A 21,106-nucleotide genomic window follows, 5' to 3' on the forward strand; every position below is an offset into this window, starting at 1 on the left:
CGTCTTCAGCTACGGCCTGGGGCACGTCCCGCAGGCGCGCCTGTGCACCGAGCACGCCGTCCGGGCGCCCGCCGCGGCGGTGGCGGCGCTCCACCAGCGTCGCCCGCGAGGGCGGCTTCCTGCGCGACGCCGGCCTGTTCGACGCCGAGTTCTTCGGGATCAGCCCGCGGGAGGCCCTGACGCTCGATCCCCAGCAGCGCCACCTGCTCGAAGTGTCCTGGGAGCTGCTGGAACGGGCGGGCATCGATCCGGCGTCGCTGAAGGGCAGCCGGACCGGCGTCTACGCCGGGACCGCGCTCCCCGGTTTCGGCACACCGCACGTCGACCGGGCCGCCGAGGGCCACCTGATCACCGGGAACGCCCCGAGCGTCCTGTCGGGCCGGGTGGCCTACACGCTCGGCCTCGAAGGCCCGGCGGTCACGGTGGACACGGCCTGCTCGTCCGCGCTGGTGGCGATCCACCTCGCCTGCCAGGCGCTCAGGCAGGACGAGTGCGAGCTGGCGCTGGCGGGCGGCGTCACGGTGATGACCCTCCCGCACGTGTTCACCGAGTTCTCGCGGCAGCGCGGGCTGGCGCCCGACGGCCGCTGCAAGGCGTTCGCGGCCGCGGCGGACGGCACGGGCTTCGCCGAGGGCGCCGGGCTCGTGCTGCTGGAGCGGCTCTCGGACGCGCGCCGCCGCGGCCACCGGGTGCTCGCCCTGATCGACGGTTCGGCGATCAACCAGGACGGGGCCAGCAACGGCCTGACCGCCCCGAACGGCCCGTCGCAGCAGCGGGTGATCCGGCAGGCGCTGGAGGCCGCGCGGCTGGCGCCGTCCGACGTGGACGCGGTGGAGGCGCACGGAACCGGTACCCGGCTCGGCGACCCGATCGAGGCGCGGGCCCTCCAGGCCGCCTACGGGCGGGACCGGGCGGCCGACCGGCCGCTGTGGATCGGCACGGTCAAGTCCAACCTCGGGCACACCCAGGGCGCGGCGGGCGTGGCCGGCCTGCTGAAGATGATCATGGCGCTGCGGCACGGGCTGCTGCCCGCGACCCTCCACGTCGACCGGCCGACCCCGGACGTGGACTGGGCGGGCGGCGGCGCGGTCCGGCTGCTCACCGAGCCCGTCGCGTGGCCGCGCGGGGACCGCCCCCGCCGGGCCGCGGTCTCGTCCTTCGGCATCTCCGGCACCAACGCCCACGTCATCCTGGAGGAACCGCCCTCCGAGGCGGAGCCCGAGCCCGCATCCGGAGTGACGCCCGGCCCGCGGCCCGGCTCGGCGCTCGCGCCGGAGTCCGCGCCGGAGTCCGCGCCGGAGTCCGCGCCGGAGTCCGCGCCGGAGTCCGCACTGGAGTCCGCGCCGGAGTCCGCGTCGGAACCCTTGCCGGAGTCCGGCACGTCCGGGATCGTGGCGTGGCCGCTGTCGGCTCGCAGCCCCGAGGCGCTGCGGGCGCAGGCGGAGGCGCTCGCCGAGCACCTCGCCGCGCGCCCCGGCGCCGCGGTCGCCGACGTGGCCTGGTCGCTCGCCCGGACCCGGACGGCGTTCGAGCACCGGGCGGTGCTGCTCGGCGCGGACCGTGACACGCTGCGCGGCGGCCTCACCGCCGTCGCCGCCGGCCGCAGCGGTCCAGACCTGGTTCGCGCGTCCGGGCCGGTGCGCGACGGCGAGACCGCGTTCCTGTTCACCGGCCAGGGCAGCCAGCGGCCCGGCATGGGCGGGGAGCTGTACCGCGAGTACCCGGCGTTCGCCGCCGCCTTCGACGACGTCTGCGCGCACCTCGACCCGCTGCTCGGCCGCCCGCTCCGCGACCTCGTCCTCGCCCCGGAGGACGGCGAGCTCGACCGGACGGAGGCGACCCAGGCCGCGCTGTTCGCGCTGGAGGTCGCGCTGTTCCGGCTGGCCGTGTCGTTCGGGCTCGTCCCCGGCTACCTGACCGGCCACTCGGTGGGCGAGCTCGCCGCGGCGCACGTCGCCGGCGTCCTCTCCCTGCCGGACGCCTGCACGCTGGTCGCGGCGCGCGGACGGCTCATGCAGGCGCTGCCGCCGGGCGGCGCGATGGTCGCCGTGCGGGCGGCCGAGGACGAGGTGCTCCCGCTGCTCGCCGGACGCGAGGACCGGGTCTCGCTCGCCGCCGTCAACGGCCCGGCGGCGGTCGTCCTGTCCGGAGTGGAGAGCGACGTCGAGGACCTCGCCGCCCGGCTGCGGGAGAGCGGGCACAAGACCCGGCGGCTCCGGGTCGGCCACGCGTTCCACTCGCCGTGCCTCGTCCCGATGCTCGACGACTTCCGCGAGGTCGCGCGCGGCCTCACCTACGGCGCGCCGAGCATCCCGGTCGTCTCCAACCTCACCGGCGAGGTCGCCGGGCCCGACCGGCTCCGCGACCCCGAGTACTGGGTCCGGCACGTCCGGGAACCGGTCCGGTTCGCCGACGGCCTGCGGGCCCTGCGCGCCGAAGGCGTGACCCGGTACCTGGAGCTCGGCCCGGCTCCGGTGCTCACCGCCCTGGCGCGGGAGAACGCGGCGGCCGAGGGACCGGGGGACTCCGGCGTGTTCGCCGCCGTCCTGCGCAAGGACCGCCCCGAGGCGCGCACGTTCCTCACCGCCCTGGCGGAACTGCACGTCGACGGCGCCACCGTCGACTTCGCCGCCGGGCTCGGGCCGGAGGCGCGGGCGGTCGCGCTGCCGACGTACCGGTTCCAGCGGCGGCGCTACTGGCGGCCGGTCCCGGACGCCGCGGTGGCCGACGCGGGGGGCGTGCGCCCGGCGGAGCATCCGCTGCTGCGGGCGGTCGTCGAGCCCGCCGGCGGGGAGCTGCTGCTCACCGGCCGCCTGTCGCGGCGGTCCCACGGCTGGCTGGCCGACCACGAGATCGCCGGTGCCGTGCCGCTGCCCGCCACCGCGTTCCTCGAACTGGCGCTGGCCGCCGCGGCCCGGGCCGGCCGCGACCTCGTCGACGAGCTGGCGCTGGAGGCCCCGCTCCCGCTGCCCTCCTCCGGGAGCGTCGACGTCCAGGTCTCGGTCGGCGTCCCCGACGGGTCGGGCCGGCGCGCGATCGTGATCTATTCGCGCGGTCCCGGCGACGGGGAGCCGTGGGTCCGGCACGCCACCGGGACGCTCGCCTCGGCGGACGCCGCCGAGGCCGGCCGGCCGTCCGGCCTCGCGGCCTGGCCGCCGCCCGGTGCCACCGAGATCGATGTCGAGGAGCTCTACGCCCGGCTCGCCGGGCGGGGCTACCGGTACGGCCCGGCCTTCCGCGGCGTGCACGCCGCATGGCGGCTCGGCGACGAGCTGTTCGCCGACGTCCGGCCGGCCTCCGAGCGGCACGGGGACGCGCGCGCCCACATCGTCCACCCGGCGCTGCTCGACGGCGCGTTCCACGTGATCGACGACCTTTTCCCCGAGGACACCTCCACGGTACGGCTGCCGGTCTCCTTCGGCGGTGTGCGCGTCCACGCACCCGGCCTCTCCCGGCTCCGCGTCCAGATCACCCCGGTCGGCACCGACGAGTTCGCGTTGCGCCTGGCCGGCCACGACGGCGCTCCGGCCCTCACCATCGACTCCCTGGTTCTGCGGCAGGTTCCCGCCGACCGCTGGCGCGCCGCCCACACAGCCCCGGACGACACGCTCTACCGCCTTGACTGGCAACCGCTGAACTCCGCACCCGAGCCTGCGCCTGGATCCGCTGAATCGGTCGGGAACTGCGCCGTCATCGGACCGGACGACCTTGGCCTGGCGGACGCTTCCGTGCACCCGGACCTGGCCGCGCTGCGGGCGTCGGCCGCCGCCGGCCGTCCGGCCCCGGACGTCGTCGTCGCGTCCTGCCCCGCCCCTCCGGCCGGAGAGGACGTGCCCGCGCGGGTCCGCGCCGTCACCCGGGAGGTACTCGGCCTGCTCCAAGAGTGGCTCTCCGACGGGCCGCCCGCGGCCGGCCGCCTGGTGATAGCGACGACGGGCGCGGTCGCCGCCGGACCCCCCGCCCCGGTGGCCGGCCCGGTGACCGAGCCGGTGACCGATCCGGTGATCGCGTCTGTGTGGGGTCTCGTCCGGGCGGCACAGGCCGAGCATCCCGGCCGGATCGCCCTGCTCGACCTCGACCCCGAAGGGACCGCGCCCGGGGCGCTGCGGGCCGCCATCACCGCCGCGGAACCCCAGGCTGCGGTCCGAGGCGACCGCGTCCTGGTACCGCGCCTGGTCACAGCGCGAACCGACCTGGACGGTTCGGGCCGCGGCGGCGCACCCCGTCCGCTCGATCCGGACGGCACCGTCCTCATCACCGGCGGCACCGGAGCGCTCGGCCGCGCCGTCGCCCGGCACCTCGCGACCGCCCACGGAGCGCGGCACCTGCTGCTGGTGAACCGCCACGGCGGCTCCCCGGCGGACGCCGATGCCACGGAGCCGGCCGAGCCGGGCGTGCACGTCCGCGTCGCCGCGTGCGACGTCGCCGATCCGGAGGCGCTGTCCGCGCTGCTCGCCTCGGTACCCGCGGAGCATCCGCTGACGGCCGTCGTGCACGCGGCCGGGGTCGTCGACGACGGAATCGTCACGTCGCTGACCGGTCCGCGCCTGGACGCCGTCCTCGCGCCCAAGGTGGACGGGGCCTGGAACCTGCACCGCCTGACCCGGGACCAGGACCTGGCGGCGTTCGTTCTGTTCTCCTCGGCCGCGGGCGTCCTCGGCAGCGCCGGTCAGGGCAACTACGCCGCCGCCAACGCGTTCCTCGACGCCCTCGCCGAGCAGCGCCGCGCCGAAGGCCGTCCGGCGACCTCGCTCGCCTGGGGCCCCTGGGCGATGGACGCGGGGATGGCCCACGAACTCGCCGAGACCGACGCGGTCCGCATCGCCCGCTCGGGGATCGTCCCGATGACCCCGGTGCAGGGACTCGCACTGCTCGACACGGCCCTGACCATGGGAGAGCCGGCGCTGGTCCCCGTCCGGCTGGACCGGGCCGCGCTGCGCGAGCGGGCCGCGGCCCCGTCCCTGTCGCCGGTCCTGCGCGGCCTGGTCCGGGTGACGACGCCCGCCGCGCCCAGGCCGGCGGCGGGGCCGGGCACAGGGTCGGCATCGTGGTCAGAGCGGCTCGCCGCGCTCCCGGAGGACGAGCAGGACCGAGCCCTCCGCGCGGTCGTGCGCGAACAGGTCGCCGCCGTCCTGGCGCACCCGGACCCGGAGGCCATCGACCTCGGCCGGGCGTTCCAGGATCTCGGCTTCGACTCCCTCACCGCCCTGGAACTCCGGACCGGGCTCGGCGCGGCGACCGGCCTCGTCCTGCCCAGCACCGCGGTCTTCGACCATCCGACGCCCGAGGCGCTCGTCCGGTACCTGCGCGCGGAGGCGCTCGGCACGGCGACGGCACCGTCCGCCGCCCTGCCCGCAGGAGCCGCCCACGACGATCCGGTGGTGGTCGTGGGGATGGCGTGTCGTTTTCCGGGTGGTGTGGGTTCGCCGGAGGAGTTGTGGGGTGTGGTGGCGGATGGGGTGGATGCGGTGGGGGGGTTCCCAGGAAATCGAGGGTGGGATCTGGCGGGGTTGTTCGATCCGGATCCGGATCGGTCGGGGCACAGTTATGCGCGTTCGGGTGGGTTCTTGTATGAGGCGGATCTGTTCGATGCGGGGTTTTTCGGGATCAGTCCGCGTGAGGCGGTCGCGATGGATCCGCAGCAGCGGTTGCTGCTGGAGACCGCCTGGCAGGCCCTCGAACACGCGGGCATCGACCCCGCGACGTTGCGCGGCAGCGACACCGGCGTCATCACCGGGGTCATGTACGACGACTACGGGAGCCGCTTCCTGGGCCGCATCCCGGCGGACGTCGAGGGCAGGCTCATGCCCGGCAGCCTGCCCAGTGTCGTGTCGGGCAGGCTGGCGTACACCTTCGGCCTGGAGGGGCCGACGCTGACGGTGGACACGGCGTGCTCGTCGTCGCTGGTGGCGATGCATCTGGCGAGCCAGTCGCTGCGGCAGGGAGAGTGCTCGCTCGCCCTGGCCGGCGGTGTCACCGTGATGGCCACCCCGAACACGTTCGTGGAGTTCTCGCGGCAGCGGGGCCTGTCCCCGGACGGCCGGTGCAAGGCGTTCTCGGCGGCGGCAGACGGCACAGGCTGGGCCGAGGGCGTAGGCCTGGTCGTGCTGGAGCGGTTGTCGGACGCGCGGCGCAACGGCCATCGGGTCCTCGCGGTGATCCGCGGGTCGGCGGTCAATCAGGACGGAGCCAGCAACGGCCTCACCGCGCCCAACGGCCCCTCGCAGGAACGCGTCATCCGCCAGGCGCTCGCGAACGCGGCGCTGTCCGCCGATGAGGTGGACGTGGTGGAAGCCCACGGAACCGGCACCACCCTCGGCGACCCGATCGAGGCGCAGGCTCTGCTGGCGACCTATGGGCGAGAACGCGCCGAGGACCGTCCGCTGTGGCTGGGGTCGGTCAAGTCGAACATCGGGCACACGCAGGCGGCGGCGGGTGTGGCGGGTGTGATCAAGATGGTGATGGCGATGCGGCACGGGACGCTGCCCGCCTCGCTGCACATCGACGAGCCGAGCCCGCATGTGGACTGGTCGTCGGGGGCCGTGCGGCTGCTGACCGAACCGGTGGACTGGCCCGAGAACGGCCGCCCCCGCCGCGCCGGGATCTCCTCGTTCGGCTTCTCCGGGACCAACGCCCACCTGATCCTCGAAGAGGCCCCCGAGCCCGAACGCCCCGCCGAACCCGCCGCCGGATCCGTCGCGGATCACATCGAGGGCGCCGTCCCGTGGGTGCTCTCGGCGCGAGACGAACAGGCGCTCCGCGGACAAGCTCGCGCGCTCGCCGCACACCTGGCGGCACATCCCCAAGCCTCGCCGGCCGAAGTGGGCTGGTCGCTGATCAGGACGCGGTCGGTGTTCGAGCACCGCGCGGTCCTCGTCGGCGGCGACCAGCTCTCCGGATTGGCGGCACTGGCGTCCGGTGAGGCGCATCCCGCCGTAGTGGCAGGCGCGGCGCGTACGTCCACCTCCGGCCCGGTGCTGGTGTTCCCCGGTCAGGGTTCGCAGTGGGTGGGCATGGGCGCGAAGTTGCTGGGGCAGTCTGCGGTGTTCGCGGCGCGGATGGCCGAGTGCGAGCAGGCCTTGGCGCCGCATGTGGACTGGTCGCTGTCAGAGGTGATCGGCGGCGACGGTACCGACCTGGCTCGCGTGGACGTGGTCCAGCCCGTCCTGTGGGCGGTCATGTTGTCCCTGGCTGCGGTGTGGGTCGATCATGGCGTGGTTCCGGCGGCGGTGATCGGGCACAGCCAGGGCGAGATCGCCGCCGCGTGCGTGGCCGGTGCGCTGTCTTTGGAGGACGCCGCGCGCGTGGTCGCGGTGCGCAGCAAGGCACTGCGGCAGCTATCGGGCGGCGGCGCGATGGCCTCCATCGGCGCAGGCGCCGACCAAGTCCAAGCACTGCTAGACGACACGGTGCCGGACGCGGCGCGGGAGGCGGTGCAGGTCGCGGCGGTCAACAGTCCCTCGGCCACCGTCATCTCCGGCCCACCCGACCAGATCCAGCAGGTGGTCACCACAGCCCAAGACCAAGGGCTACGCGCCCGGGTCATCGACGTCGACTACGCCTCCCACGGCCCCCAGGTCGACCAGATCACCGACCACCTCACCCACACGTTGACCGGCATCGAACCAGCCGCCACCGACACGGCCTTCTACTCCACCGTCACCGGCCAGCGCATCGACACCACCGCGCTCGACACCAGCTACTGGGTCACCAACCTGCGCCAACCCGTCCGCTTCGCCGACACCCTCACCACCCTCCTGCACGACGGCCACCGAGTGTTCATCGAAGTCTCCCCGCACCCGGTCCTGACCCCCGCCATCGAGGAATGCGCCGACCACACCGGCGTCCAGGCCGCCGGGCTGCCCACGCTCCGCCGCGACCATGGCGGGTCCGAGCAGATGGTCAGGGCGCTGGCCGGGGCTTTCACCGCGGGCGCCGGCGTCGACTGGACCCGCTGCTTCCCCGCCGACCCGCCGCCGCGCGTCGTCGACCTGCCGACCTACGCCTTCCAGCGCGAGCGCTACTGGCTGTCCGGCGGGAACGCGGCGGCCGGGGTCGCCGACCTGGGGCTGGCCGCGACGGGCCACCCGGTCATCGGGGCCGCCGTGGAACCCGCTGACGGCTCCGGTCGCGTGCTCACGGGACGCGTGTCGAGGCACCGGCTGCCCTGGCTGGACGATCACACGGTCGCGGGCGCCGTGCTGGTCCCGGGCGCCGCGCAGCTCGAATGGGTCCTGCGGGCCGCCGACGAGACCGGTTGCACCGGGGTGGAGGAGCTCGTCCTGCACGCGCCCTTCGTCGTCCCACCGTCGGGCGCCCTCGACGTCCAGGTCACGATCGGTGCGGAGGGGGACGGAGGCCGCCGCGAGGTGGGGGTGTACTCCAGGGCGGATCTCGACACCGCGTGGACCTGCCATGCGACCGGTGTACTGACGGCGGAGCCCGTCGGCGCGGGCGAGGCGTCGGACACCGGCTGGCCGCCACCCGGTGCTGAGCGGGTGGACACCGCCGACTTTTACCTCGGCACCGCGGGCGCGGGTTACGGGTACGGACCCGCTTTCCAGGGCGTACGGGCGGTCTGGCGGGACGGCCGCGATGTGCTGGCCGAGCTCGAACTGCCCGATGTCGTGCAGGATCGGGACGGTGTCGGAATCCATCCCGCGCTGCTGGACGCGGCGCTGCATCCGCTGCTCCTGATCGGTGATTTCAGCGAGGGGCGGGTCTGGCTCCCGTTCGCCTGGAGTGGGGTGACGCTGCACGCGGTGGGCGCCACATCGGCCCGCGTCCGCCTGTCACCGCTGGGTGAGGGGCTCGACCAGGGTGTCCGGGTGAGCATCACCGATCCGGTGGGCGCGCCCGTCCTGGACGTGGCCTCGGTCGTCCTCCGGCAGGCGGGCGACCGGCGGCTCCGGGCGGCCGGAGCGCGCGGCACCGGCGACCTCTTCACCGTCGAATGGGTGCCGGCCACCGATCCGGTCGGGCCTGTTCCTGGGGATTGTGCCGTGGTGGAGGTGGCGACGGTGGAGGAGGGGCTGTCTCGGGTGCGGGAGTGGTTGGTGGAGTCGGGGTCGGGGGCGGGGGATGGGCGGTTGGTGGTGGTGACTCGTGGGGCGGTGGGGGAGTGTCCCGATCCTGTGGCGGCGGCGGTGTGGGGGTTGGTGCGCAGCGCGCAGGCGGAGCATCCCGACACGTTCGTCCTCGTCGATCTCGACGACGACTCGGAGGTCGACGTCGCGCTGCGGACCGGGGAACCGCAGGTGGCGGTGCGCGAAGGGCAGGTCCTCGTACCACGCCTGACGCGAAGCGATGAGCGGCGGTCACTGGCGGGGCCGGCCGGGGAGCCCGCATGGCGTCTCGGGATGTCCGGCCCGGCCACGCTCGACAGCGTCTCCGCCGTCGCATGCCCCCAGGTCCTGGGACCGCTCGGCGACGGTGAGGTGCGGATCGAGGTCCGCGCGGCGGGGGTGAACTTCCGCGATGTGCTGATCGCCCTGGGCATGTACCCGGACGCCGACGGAGTCTTCTACGGCACCGAGGGCGCGGGCGTGGTGACCGGCGTCGGAACCGGCGTCCGGGACATCGCGGTCGGTGACCGGGTGATGGGAGTCTTCGTCGGCGCGTTCGGTCCGGTGGCGGTGGCGGATGCGCGGATGGTGGCGGTGGTGCCGGAGGGGTGGGATTGGGAGCGGGCGGCGGGTGTGCCGGTGGCGTTTTTGACGGCTTGGTATGGCTTGGTGGAGTTGGCGGGGGTGCGGGCTGGTGAGTCGGTGTTGGTGCATGCGGCGACGGGTGGGGTGGGGATGGCGGCGGTGCAGATCGCGCGTCATCTGGGTGCGGAGGTGTTCGCGACCGCGAGTCCGGCCAAGCATGCGGTGCTGGAGGAGATGGGCATCGACGGTGAGCACCGGGCGTCGTCGCGTGATGTGGGGTTCGAGGAGCGGTTCCGGGAGGCGACCGGTGGGCGTGGTGTGGATGTGGTGTTGAACGCGCTGGCCGGGGAGTTCACTGACGCGTCCTTGCGTCTGCTGGCCGAGGGTGGCCGGTTCGTGGAGATGGGCAAGACCGACGTCCGGGAGGACCCGGGTGTCTGGTACCGGGCGTTCGACCTAGTGACAGGGGCGGGACCGGACCTCATCGGGACGATGCTGGAACGGCTGCGGGGCATGTTCGCTGAGGGCGTGCTGGAGCCGCTGCCGGTGGCGCCATGGCCCTTGGAGCGGGCGCGCGACGCGCTGCGGCTGATGAGCCAGGCCGGGCATGTCGGGAAGGTGGTGCTGCGGGTCCCGCCCGCCTTCGACCCCGACGGCACGGTCCTGATCACCGGCGGGACCGGCACGCTGGGGCAGGCGGTCGCCGAGCACCTGGTCGGCGCTTGGGGTGCCCGGCACGTCGTGCTGGTCGGCCGCCGCGGTGCCGATGCACCGGGGGTGCGGGAATTGGTGGACCGGCTCGAAGCCGAGGTGCGGGTGGTCGAGGCCGATGTGAGCGACCGCGCCGCGGTGGCCGAACTGGTGGCGGCGATCGATCCGGTGCATCCCCTGACGGGAGTGGTCCACGCCGCCGGAGTGATCGACGACGGTCTGATCGGTGATCTGACGTCGGATCGGCTGGCGGGTGTGTGGTCTGCCAAGGTCGATGGTCTGGTGAATCTGGATGCCGCGACCGCTGGTGCGCGGCTGGGCTTTTTCGTGGTGTTCTCCTCGGCGGCGGCGACGCTGGGCAGTCCCGGGCAGGCCAACTACGCGGCGGCCAACGCCTACTGCGACGCGTTCATGGCCCGCCGCCGCGCCGCCGGGCTGCCCGGACTGTCGATCGGCTGGGGACTGTGGGAACAGACCAGCGCCATGACCGGCCACCTCACCGACACCGACCTGGCCCGCATGCGGCACGGCGGGTTCACCCCCCTCACCGGCGACCAGGCCACCGCGCTCCTCGACATCGCCTGCGAGGCGGGCGGCGCCCACGTCCTGGCGATGAACCTCGACGTCCGCGCGCTGACCGGACGTCCGGCCGAGGCGGTGCCCGCCCTGCTCCGCTCGCTGGTGCGCACGGCCACCGCCCGCGACCGGCCGACCGCCGCGGGAACCGGTGAGAGCGCCGCCGGCCTGAGGGGCAGGCTGGCGGCGATGCCCGCCGTCGAACGGCGGACCACCCTGCTCGACCTCGTGACCTCGCATGCCGCCGCGGTGCTCGGCCACCGCGATCCGGGCGCGGTGCGCGCCGACACCTCGTTCAAGGACCTCGGGTTCGACTCCCTCACCGTGGTCGAACTGCGCAACCGGCTCTCGGCGGCGACCGGGCGGCGCCTGCCCGCCGCCGTTGTCTTCGACTATCCGAACCCGGCCGCGCTCGCCGACCATCTGCTCGACCGGCTGGCCCCTTCGGACGGCGCGGCGGCTCCGTCCGGCGGCGCCGTCGAGCCGATCCTCGGCGACCTCGGCCGGATCGAGGGCGTCCTCGGCGCGCTCACCCTCGACCAGGTCGCACGCGAGCGGGTCGTCCGCCGGCTGCGCGGCCTGCTCGCGAGCCTGAGCGGCGACGGCGCCGCATCGGCGTCCGCCGCCGCCGTCGAGGCCGCGTCGGACGAGGAGATGTTCGCGCTCATCGACCAGCAACTGCGACCGTCCGGGAGCGACGACTGATGCCGAGCACGGAAGACAGACTGCGCCAGTACCTCAAGCGGGTGACGGTCGATCTCGGGGAGACCCGGCAGCGCCTGCACGAGGTGGAGGAGCGGTATCGGGAGCCGGTGGCCGTGGTGGGGATGGCGTGCCGGTTTCCGGGGGGTGTGGGTTCGCCGGAGGAGTTGTGGGATCTGGTGGCGGCGGGCCGGGATGTGATTTCGGGGTTTCCGGTGGATCGTGGGTGGGATCTGGAGGCGCTTTATCATCCGGATCCTGATCATCCGGGGACGTCGTATGTGCGTGAGGGCGGCTTCATCGACGGCGCGGACCTGTTCGACGCGGCGTTCTTCGGAATCAGCCCGCGTGAGGCGGCGGCCATGGAGCCGCAGCAACGGACCCTCCTTGAGACCTCCTGGGAGGTCCTCGAACGCGCGGGCATCGATCCGGCGTCGCTGCGGGCCACGCCCACCGGCGTCTTCGTCGGCGCGGGCCTCCCCGGCTTCGGCACCCCGCACCCGGACGAGCAGGCCGAGGGCTACCTGCTGACCGGCAGCGCCCTCAGCGTCCTGTCAGGCCGCGTCTCCTACACGCTCGGACTGGAGGGCCCGGCCGTGACGGTGGACACGGCGTGCTCGTCGTCGCTCGTGGCGATACACCTGGCGGCCCAGTCGCTACGGCAGGGGGAGTGTTCGCTGGCACTGGCCGGCGGTGTGACCGTGCTGAGCACGCCCGGCGGCTTCACCGAGTTCTCACGGCAGCGGGGACTGTCCCCCGACGGCCGGTGCAGATCCTTCGCGGCGTCGGCGGACGGCACCGGCTTCTCCGAGGGAGCAGGTCTGCTTCTGCTGGAGCGGTTGTCGGACGCGCGGCGCAATGGTCACCGGGTGCTGGCGGTGATTCGGGGTTCGGCGGTCAACCAGGACGGCGCCAGCAACGGCCTGACCGCGCCGAACGGCCCGTCCCAGCAGCGGGTGATCCGCGCGGCACTGGCCAGCGCCGATCTGTCCGCTGCGGAGGTCGACGCGGTCGAGGCGCACGGAACCGGCACGAGGCTCGGCGACCCGATCGAAGCCGACGCGCTGCTCGCCGCCTACGGCCACGACCGCACCGGGGACCGGCCGCTCTGGCTGGGGTCGATCAAGTCGAACATCGGTCACGCCCAGGGCGCGGCCGGGATCGCCGGTGTGATCAAGATGGTGATGGCGATGCGGCACGGGACGCTGCCCGCGTCCCTGCACATCGACGAGCCGACACCGCACGTGGACTGGACCGCCGGCCACGTGCGGCTGCTGACCGCACCGGTGGACTGGCCCGAGAACGGCCGCCCGCGCCGCGCCGGCATCTCCGCATTCGGCATGTCGGGCACGAACGCCCACGTGATCGTGGAGGAGGCCCCCAAGTCTGAACCTGAGACGGGTTCCGAGCGCGGGTCTGGTGCTGATGTTGGTGTGGTGCCGTGGGTGGTGTCGGCACGCGGCGAGGAGGCGCTGCGCGCGCAGGCGCGGCGCTTGTCGGAGTATGTGGCGGCGCATGCGGATCTCTCGCCGGCCGACGTGGGGTGGTCGCTGGTCAGGTCGCGGTCGGTGTTCGAGCACCGCGCGGTTGTCGTTGGGCACGATCCAGGCCCGGGTTTGGCGGCGTTGGCTTCGGGTCAGGCGCATCCGGATGTGGTGGCCGGTGTGGTGGGCGAAAGCGGCCCAGGCCCGGTACTGGTCTTCCCCGGGCAAGGCTCGCAGTGGGTGGGTATGGGCGCCCAGCTGCTGGAGCAGTCTGCGGTGTTCGCGGCGCGGATGGCCGAGTGCGAACAAGCCCTGGCCCCGCATGTGGACTGGTCGCTGTCAGAGGTGATCGGCGGCGACGGATCCGAGCTGGCTCGCGTGGATGTGGTCCAACCGGTGCTGTGGGCGATCATGGTGTCCCTGGCGGCGGTGTGGGCCGATCACGGTGTGGTTCCGGCGGCGGTGATCGGGCACAGCCAGGGCGAGATCGCCGCCGCGTGCGTCGCTGGTGCGCTGTCTTTGGAGGACGCCGCACGGGTGGTCGCGGTGCGCAGCAAGGCACTGCGGCAGCTGTCGGGCGGCGGCGCGATGGCCTCCATCGGCGCAGGCGCCGACCACGTCCAAACGCTCCTCAACACCACAACACCGGACACGGCGCAGGGGACGGCGTTGGATGGGGTGCAGATCGCGGCGGTCAACAGTCCCTCGGCCACCGTCATCTCCGGCCCGCCCGAGCAGATCCAGCAGGTGGTGACCGCAGCGCAGGAACAAGGGCTGCGCGCCCGGGTCATCGACGTCGACTACGCCTCCCACGGCCCGCAGGTCGACCAGATCACCGATCACCTCACCCACGCCCTCGCCGACATCACCCCCACCACCACCGACACCGCCTTCTACTCCACCGTCACCGGTGAGCGGATCGACACCGCCGCGCTGGACACCAGCTACTGGGTCACCAATCTGCGCCGGCCCGTCCGCTTCGCCGACACCCTCACCACCCTCCTGAACGACGGCTACCGGGTGTTCATCGAGGTCTCCCCGCACCCGGTCCTGACCCCAGCGATCGAAGACTGCGCCGACCACACCGGCACCACCATCACCACAACCCCCACCCTGCGACGCGACCACGGCGACCTCACCCAGATCACCCGAGCAGCCGCCACCCTCTTCACCACCGGAACCCCCATCGACTGGACCCGCTGGTTCCCCACCGACCCGTCCCCCGCCCTCATCGACCTGCCCACCTACCCCTTCCAACGGACGAGGTTCCGGTTGCCGGGCGGTCGCTGCGTCGGTCGGCCGTCGGATCTCGGCCAGACCGAGGTGGGGCACCCGATGCTCGGTGCGGCCGTCGAGGCGGCCGAGACGGACGGGTGGCTGCTCACCGGACGCGTGTCGCGGCACGCCCTTCCGTGGCTGGCGGACCACGAGGTCGCCCGACGGCCGTTGGTGCCCGGGGCGGCCCTGGTGGATTGGGCGCTCCGGGCCGCCGACGAGGTCGGCTGCGCCGGCGTCGAGGAACTGGTCCTGCACGCGCCCACGGTGCTGCCCCGTTCGGGCGACCTGATCGTGCAGGTGGCGGTCGGCGCGCCCGCGGATGACGGGCGGCGCGCGGTGCACGTCCACTCCCGGGCCGAGGGGGACGACACGTGGGTGCGCCACGCGAGCGGGTTCCTCGGCGACGTGCCCGATCGCCCGGCGGCGGAGGCGGCCGGGGAGTGGCCTCCGCCCGACGCGGAGCCGGTCGACACCGGACGGCTCTACGACGACGCCGCCGCAGCGGGATACGAGTACGGACCGGCGTTCCAGGGCGTCCGCGCGCTGTGGCGGCGCGGGGACGACCTGTTCGCCGAGGTGCGGCTGCCGGAGGCCGCGGGTTCGGCGGACGGGTTCGGCGTCCACCCGGCGCTGCTGGACGCGGCGCTGCATCCGCTGCTGCCGATGGCCCGGCCCGATGACGGCACCGTCATGCTGCCGTTCGGCTGGAGCGGCGTGCGGTTGCACGCCGCCACGGCGACCTCCGTCCGGGTGACGGTGTCGCCGCTGGAAGCCGGGGAGGGGTTCCGGCTGTCGGCGACGGACCCGGGTGGTGCTCCGGTGTTCGACGTGGAGGCGATGAGCGTCCGTCCCGCCGATCCCCGGGACCTCGCGGCGGCCGCCGCGGACGGTGCGCGCGGGCTCTTCGCCCTGGAGTGGACGCCTCATCGGGCGGCACGGCAGGTGGAGAGCGGCGAGTGGCTGGAGCTGGCCGATCCGGAGGCGCCTCTCGGCGCCGAGGCGGGCGCGGCCGCCGGTGTGGTGGTCCGTATCGGCACGGGACGCGAGCGCGCGGCGTCCGAGTCGGTCCTCGACCTGCTGCAACGGTGGCTGGCGACCCCGGACCTCGCCGGATCCCGGCTGGTGCTGGTCACCCGAGGGGCGGTCGCGACGGACGACCCGGATCCGGAGGCGGCGGCGGTGTGGGGCCTGGTCCGCAGCGCCCAGGCGGAGCATCCGGGCCTGTTCACACTGGTCGACGTCGACGGCGACCAGGACGCCGCGGCGGTCGCGGGGCTGCTCGACCCGGACGAGCCGCAGATGGCGATCCGGGCCGGGACGGCACTGGTGCCGCGGCTCGTCCGCGCGAGCGCGGCGGGCGAAGGCGATCGGGGTGTCGCGCTCGATCCCGACGGCACCGTCCTGGTCGTCGGCGGCACCGGCGTCCTCGGCGGGCTGGTGGCCGAGCATCTCGTGCGGACCGGGCGCACGCGCCACCTGGTGCTGGCCGGCCGGCGGGGACCGGATGCGCCGGGCGCGGCGGATCTCGTGTCGCGACTCACCGATCTCGGCGCACGGGTCGAGGTCGCCGCGCTCGACGCGGGTGACCCGGCGGCGGTGACCGGCCTCGTCGGCGGTATCGATCCGGCGCACCCCCTGACCGGGGTGGTGCATGCCGCCGGGATGCTCGACGACGCCGTGCTCACCGCCCAGACGCCGGAGAGACTGGCGCGGGTGTGGGCGGTGAAGGCCGGGGGCGCGGCGAACCTGCACGCCGCGACGGCGCATCTTCCGCTGGGCATGTTCGTGCTGTTCTCCTCGGCCGCCGCGCTCCTCGGCAGTCCCGGGCAGGCGAACTACGCCGCCGCCAACGCGTTCTGCGACGCGCTGGCCCAGCACCGCCATAGCCGCGGGCTCCCCGCGCTCTCGGTGGCCTGGGGCCTGTGGGCCGACTCCAGCGCCATGACGGGCGGCCTCACCGATACCGATCTGGCCCGCATGAGCCGCGTGGGGATCACTCCGCTGTCCAGGGAACGGGCTCTCGGCCTGTTCGACGCGGCCGTCCGGACCGGCCGCCCCGGCCTGGTGGCGGCGGAACTGGACCGGCGGGCCATCTCCGCGGACGACGTGCCGCCGGTGCTGCGCGGCCTGGCCGGGCACGCGCGGCGCCGGGCGGCGGGCGACGCGGGCTCGTTCTCGCGGCTGGAGCCCGGACGGCGCCCTGACGCGCTGACGGATCTCGTCCGGGAGCGTGTGGCCGTGGTGCTGGGACACGGCTCCGCGGACGCCATCGGCGCCGACGTGTCGTTCAGGGAACTCGGGCTGGACTCGCTGACCGCGGTCGAACTGCGCAACGGCCTGGCCGGGGCGACCGGCCTGCGGCTGCCCGCGACGCTGGTCTTCGACCACCCGACGCCGCGGGCCCTCGGCGAGCATCTGGCCTCCCGGTTCGCGCCCGGGAGGGCGGCTCCGGCGCGCGCGGCCGTCCGGCGGGACGATGAGCCGGTGGCGATCGTCTCGATGGCGTGCCGGTATCCCGGCGGGGTCACCTCCCCGGAGGAGCTCTGGAGGCTGGTCTCCGCCGGGGAGGACGGCCTCGGGGAGTTCCCCGCCGACCGTGGCTGGGACCTCGGCTCCCTCTACCACCCGGACGCCGACCACCCCGGTACCACCTACGTGCGCCACGGCGGGTTCCTGACCGATCCCATGCGCTTCGACGCCGAGTTCTTCGGGCTCAACCCGCGCGAGGCGCTGGCGGCCGATCCGCAGCAGCGGCTGCTGCTGGAGGCCGCCTGGGAGCTGTTCGAACGGGCCGGCATCGTTCCCGCCTCGCTGAAGGGCACGCGAACCGGTGTCTACACCGGCTTGATGTACCACGACTACGGAGCCGGGACGGCCGCGCAAGACACCCGTCTGGAGGGCTACAAGTGGCTGTCCGGGTCGGGCAGCGTGCTCTCCGGGCGCGTCGCGTTCACGTTCGGGCTGGAGGGCCCGGCGGTCTCGGTGGACACGGCGTGCTCGTCCTCCCTGGTGGCGATGCACCTGGCGGGTCAGGCGCTGCGGCAGGGCGAGTGCGACCTCGCGCTGGCGGGCGGGGTGACCGTGATGGCGACGCCCGACCATTTCGTCGACTTCGCCCGCCAGCGCGGCCTGGCACGGGACGGCCGCTGCAAGTCGTTCGCGGCGGCGGCGGACGGCACGGGCCTGTCCGAGGGGCTCGGCCTGGTGCTGCTGGAGCGGTTGTCGGACGCGCGGCGCAACGGCCACCGGGTGCTGGCGGTGGTGCGCGGGTCGGCGGTCAACCAGGACGGCGCGAGCAACGGGCTGACCGCGCCGAACGGCCCGTCGCAGGAGCGGGTGATCCAGGCGGCGCTGGCGTCCGCCGGGCTGGGGGCGGCCGACGTGGACGCCGTCGAGGCCCACGGAACCGGCACCGCGCTGGGTGACCCGATCGAGGCGCAGGCTCTGCTGGCGACCTATGGGCGAGAACGTGCCGAGGACCGTCCCCTGTGGCTCGGGTCGGTCAAGTCGAACATCGGGCACACGCAGGCGGCGGCGGGTGTGGCGGGTGTGATCAAGATGGTGATGGCGATGCGGCACGGGACGCTGCCCGCCTCGCTGCACATCGACGAGCCGAGCCCGCACGTGGACTGGTCGTCGGGCGAGGTGCGGCTGCTGACCGAACCGGTGCCCTGGACCGGGGACGACCGCCCCCGCCGGGCGGGGATCTCGTCGTTCGGCGCGTCCGGGACGAACGCGCACCTGATCCTGGAGCAGGGAACCCCCGAGGGAAGTCCCCGCGCGACCTCCGAGGAGGTCCCGGCCGAGCCGTCCGGTCCGGCTGGGGTGGTGCCCTGGGTGGTGTCGGCGCGCGGTGACGCGGCGCTGCGCGCTCAGGTCCGGCGGCTGAAGGAGTTCGCCGAGGCTAATTCCGACCTGTCGCCCGCCGACGTCGGATGGTCCCTGATCACGACGCGGCAGCCGCTGGAGCGCGGTGTCGTGGCGGTCGGCGGTACGCGCGCGGAGCTGATGGCCGGACTGGACGCCGCCCTCTCGTCCGTTCCGGGCGCCTCCGACGTCCCCGGCGTTCCGGCCGTTCCGGTGCCGGACGGGCTGGTGTGGTCGTTCAGCGGGCAGGGCAGCCAGCGCGCGGGCATGGGCGCCGGCCTGTACGCGCGGTTCCCGGTGTTCGCGGCCGCTTTCGACGAGGTCTGCGGCCTCCTCGGCCCGCACCTGGAACACGACCTGGCCTCGGTCGTTCTCGCCGGGACCCCGGACGTCATCGACCACACCACCTACGCGCAGGCCGGGCTGTTCGCCCTTCAGGTCGCCCTGGCGCGGCTGCTGGCGTCCATGGGCGTCGTCCCCGGCGCGGTCGTCGGCCACTCGATCGGCGAGGTCGCCGCCGCGCACGTCGCCGGGGTCCTCGACCTGGCGGACGCCTCCCGGCTGGTGGCCGCGCGCGCGACCTTGATGGGGCGGCTCCCCGGCGGCGGCGCGATGGCCGCGATCGAGGCGAGCCCGGCCGAGCTCGAAGGGACGCTGCCGGACGGGGTCAGTGTCGCGACGCTCAACACCCCGGGAAGCACGGTCGTGTCGGGGCCGGAGGATCCGGTCGCCGAGGTCGTGGCGCGGTGGTCCGGTCAGGGGCGCAGGACCAAGCGCCTGACCGTCAGCCACGCCTTCCACTCGGCGCTGATGGATCCCATGCTGGACGACTTCGCCGCCGCCATCGACGGTCTGTCGTTCCACGCTCCGGCGATCCCGCTCATCAGCACGCTGACCGGGGAGACCGCCGACGAGCGGATCGCCGCGCCCGGTTACTGGGTGCGGCAGGTCCGCGAGCCCGTCCGCTTTCACGACGCCGTCACGCACAGCGCCGTCACAAGGACCGGCGGCCAGGCCGGCGCCTTCCTTGAGATCGGTCCCGATCCCGTGCTGTCCACCGCCGTGCAGCAGATCCTCGGCGACGTGGTCGCCGTCCCCGCGCTCGATTCCCGTCACGAGGAGACCCTCGCCTTCGGCCAGGCCCTCGCCAGGCTCCACAGCGCCGGCATCGCCGTCGACTGGACGCCCTGGTTCCCGGCGGCCCCTCCGCCGCGCGTGGTGGACCTGCCCACCTACGCCTTCCAGCGCGAGCGGTTCTGGCTGGGCGGGCGGGGGAGCAGCGGCCCCGACACCATCCTGGAGCGGGCGGACGGGGGCTACCTGCTCAGCGGGGAGGTCTCCGCGGCGCAGGGCGGCTGGCCCGCCGAACACGTCATCGGCGGCACGGCGATCCTGCCCGGGACCGCGTTGCTCGGATGGGCACTGCGCGCGGCCGACGCGGCGGGCTGCCCGGGAGTGGAGGAGCTGACCCTCCAGGCGCCGGCCGTCCTGCCCCGGTCGGGCGGGCTGCGCGTCCAGGTGGCGGTCGGGCCCGCCGACGACACCGGCCGACGCGACGTGCACGTCTACTCGCGCCGGGACGACGAGTGGCTGTGCCACGCCTCCGGCGTCCTGGCCGCCGAGCCCGCGGACGCCGCCGAGCCCATGGGCCAGTGGCCCCCGGCCGGTGCGGTGCCGCTGGACACGGCGGGCCTGTACGCGGACGCCGCCGCGGCGGGCTACGAGTACGGGCCGTCGTTCCAGGGCCTCCGTGCCGCCTGGCGGGACGGCGCCGACCTGCTGGCCGAGGTGGTACTGCCCGACGACGCCGGAGAGGCGTCCGGCTGCGGGCTCCACCCCGCCCTGCTGGACGCGGCCCTGCACCCGCTGCTGGCCGACCGGTCGCGCGGCGGCGAGCTCTGGCTCCCGTTCGCCTGGACCGGGGTGGCGCTGCACGCCGTCGACGCCACCGCGGTCCGCGTGCGGCTGTCCCGGGACGGCGAGGGGGTGCGGCTCGTGGTCGCCGACACCGCCGGCGCCCCGGTGCTCACCGCCGCGGCGGTGCACATGCGTCCGGCCGGCCCCGGACGTTTCCGCGCCGACGTGGACGGCCTGTACGCCCTTGAGTGGGTGCCGGCCGCGGATGCGGTCGGGTCTGTTCCTGGGGATTGTGCCGTGGTGGAGGTGGCGACGGTGGAGGAGGGTTTGTCTGCGGTGCGGGAGTGGTTGGTGGGGTCGGGGTCGGGGGGGGGGGATGGGCGGTTGGTGGTGGTGACTCGTGGGGCGGTGGGGGAGTGTCCTGATCCTGTGGCGGCGGCGGTGTGGGGGTTGGTGCGCAGCGCGCAGGCGGAGCATCCCGACACGTTCGTCCTCGTCGATCTCGACGACGACTCGGACGCGCGCGACGCTGCCCGGTACGCGGTCGGACCGCAGGTCGCCGTGCGCGACGGGGAGCCGCTGGTGCCGCGGCTGGTCCGGTCCGGCGTGTCGCCGGAGCTCGCGGCCCGGCCCGGTGAGCGCGCGTGGCGGTTGAGCGCCCAGGGCGCGTCCACCCTGGACGACGTGTGGGTGGAGCCACGCCCGGAGGCGCTCGAACCGCTCGGAGCAGGGCAGGTCCGGATCGGTGTGCGCGCCGCTGGGGTGAACTTCCGTGACGTGATGATCTCCCTGGGATTGGTCCCGGGCCACGGCGACATCGGCACCGAGGGCGCGGGCGTGGTGGTCGAGGTCGGCCCAGAGGTGGAGGGCCTGGCCGTCGGCGACCGGGTGATGGGAGTCTTCGTCGGCGCGTTCGGTCCGGTGGCGGTGGCGGATGCGCGGATGGTGGCGGTGGTGCCGGAGGGGTGGGATTGGGAGCGG

The 21,106-nt window shown here is 74.4% G+C and carries 2 protein-coding genes; both read left to right on the forward strand.

Going from position 1 to position 21,106, the window contains the following annotated elements; genetic code table 11:
* Positions 1–11,642 (forward strand): type I polyketide synthase (locus tag E1300_RS34395; protein ID WP_131761286.1); only part of this gene is annotated, 11,642 nt, incomplete at its 5' end.
* Positions 11,642–21,106 (forward strand): type I polyketide synthase (locus E1300_RS34400; protein ID WP_131761287.1); only part of this gene is annotated, 9,465 nt, incomplete at its 3' end. The genes E1300_RS34395 and E1300_RS34400, both read left to right, overlap by 1 nt.

It is taken from the genome of Actinomadura fibrosa (genome assembly GCF_900659615.1).
In the GTDB taxonomy this organism is placed as follows: Bacteria; Actinomycetota; Actinomycetes; order Streptosporangiales; family Streptosporangiaceae; genus Spirillospora; species Spirillospora fibrosa.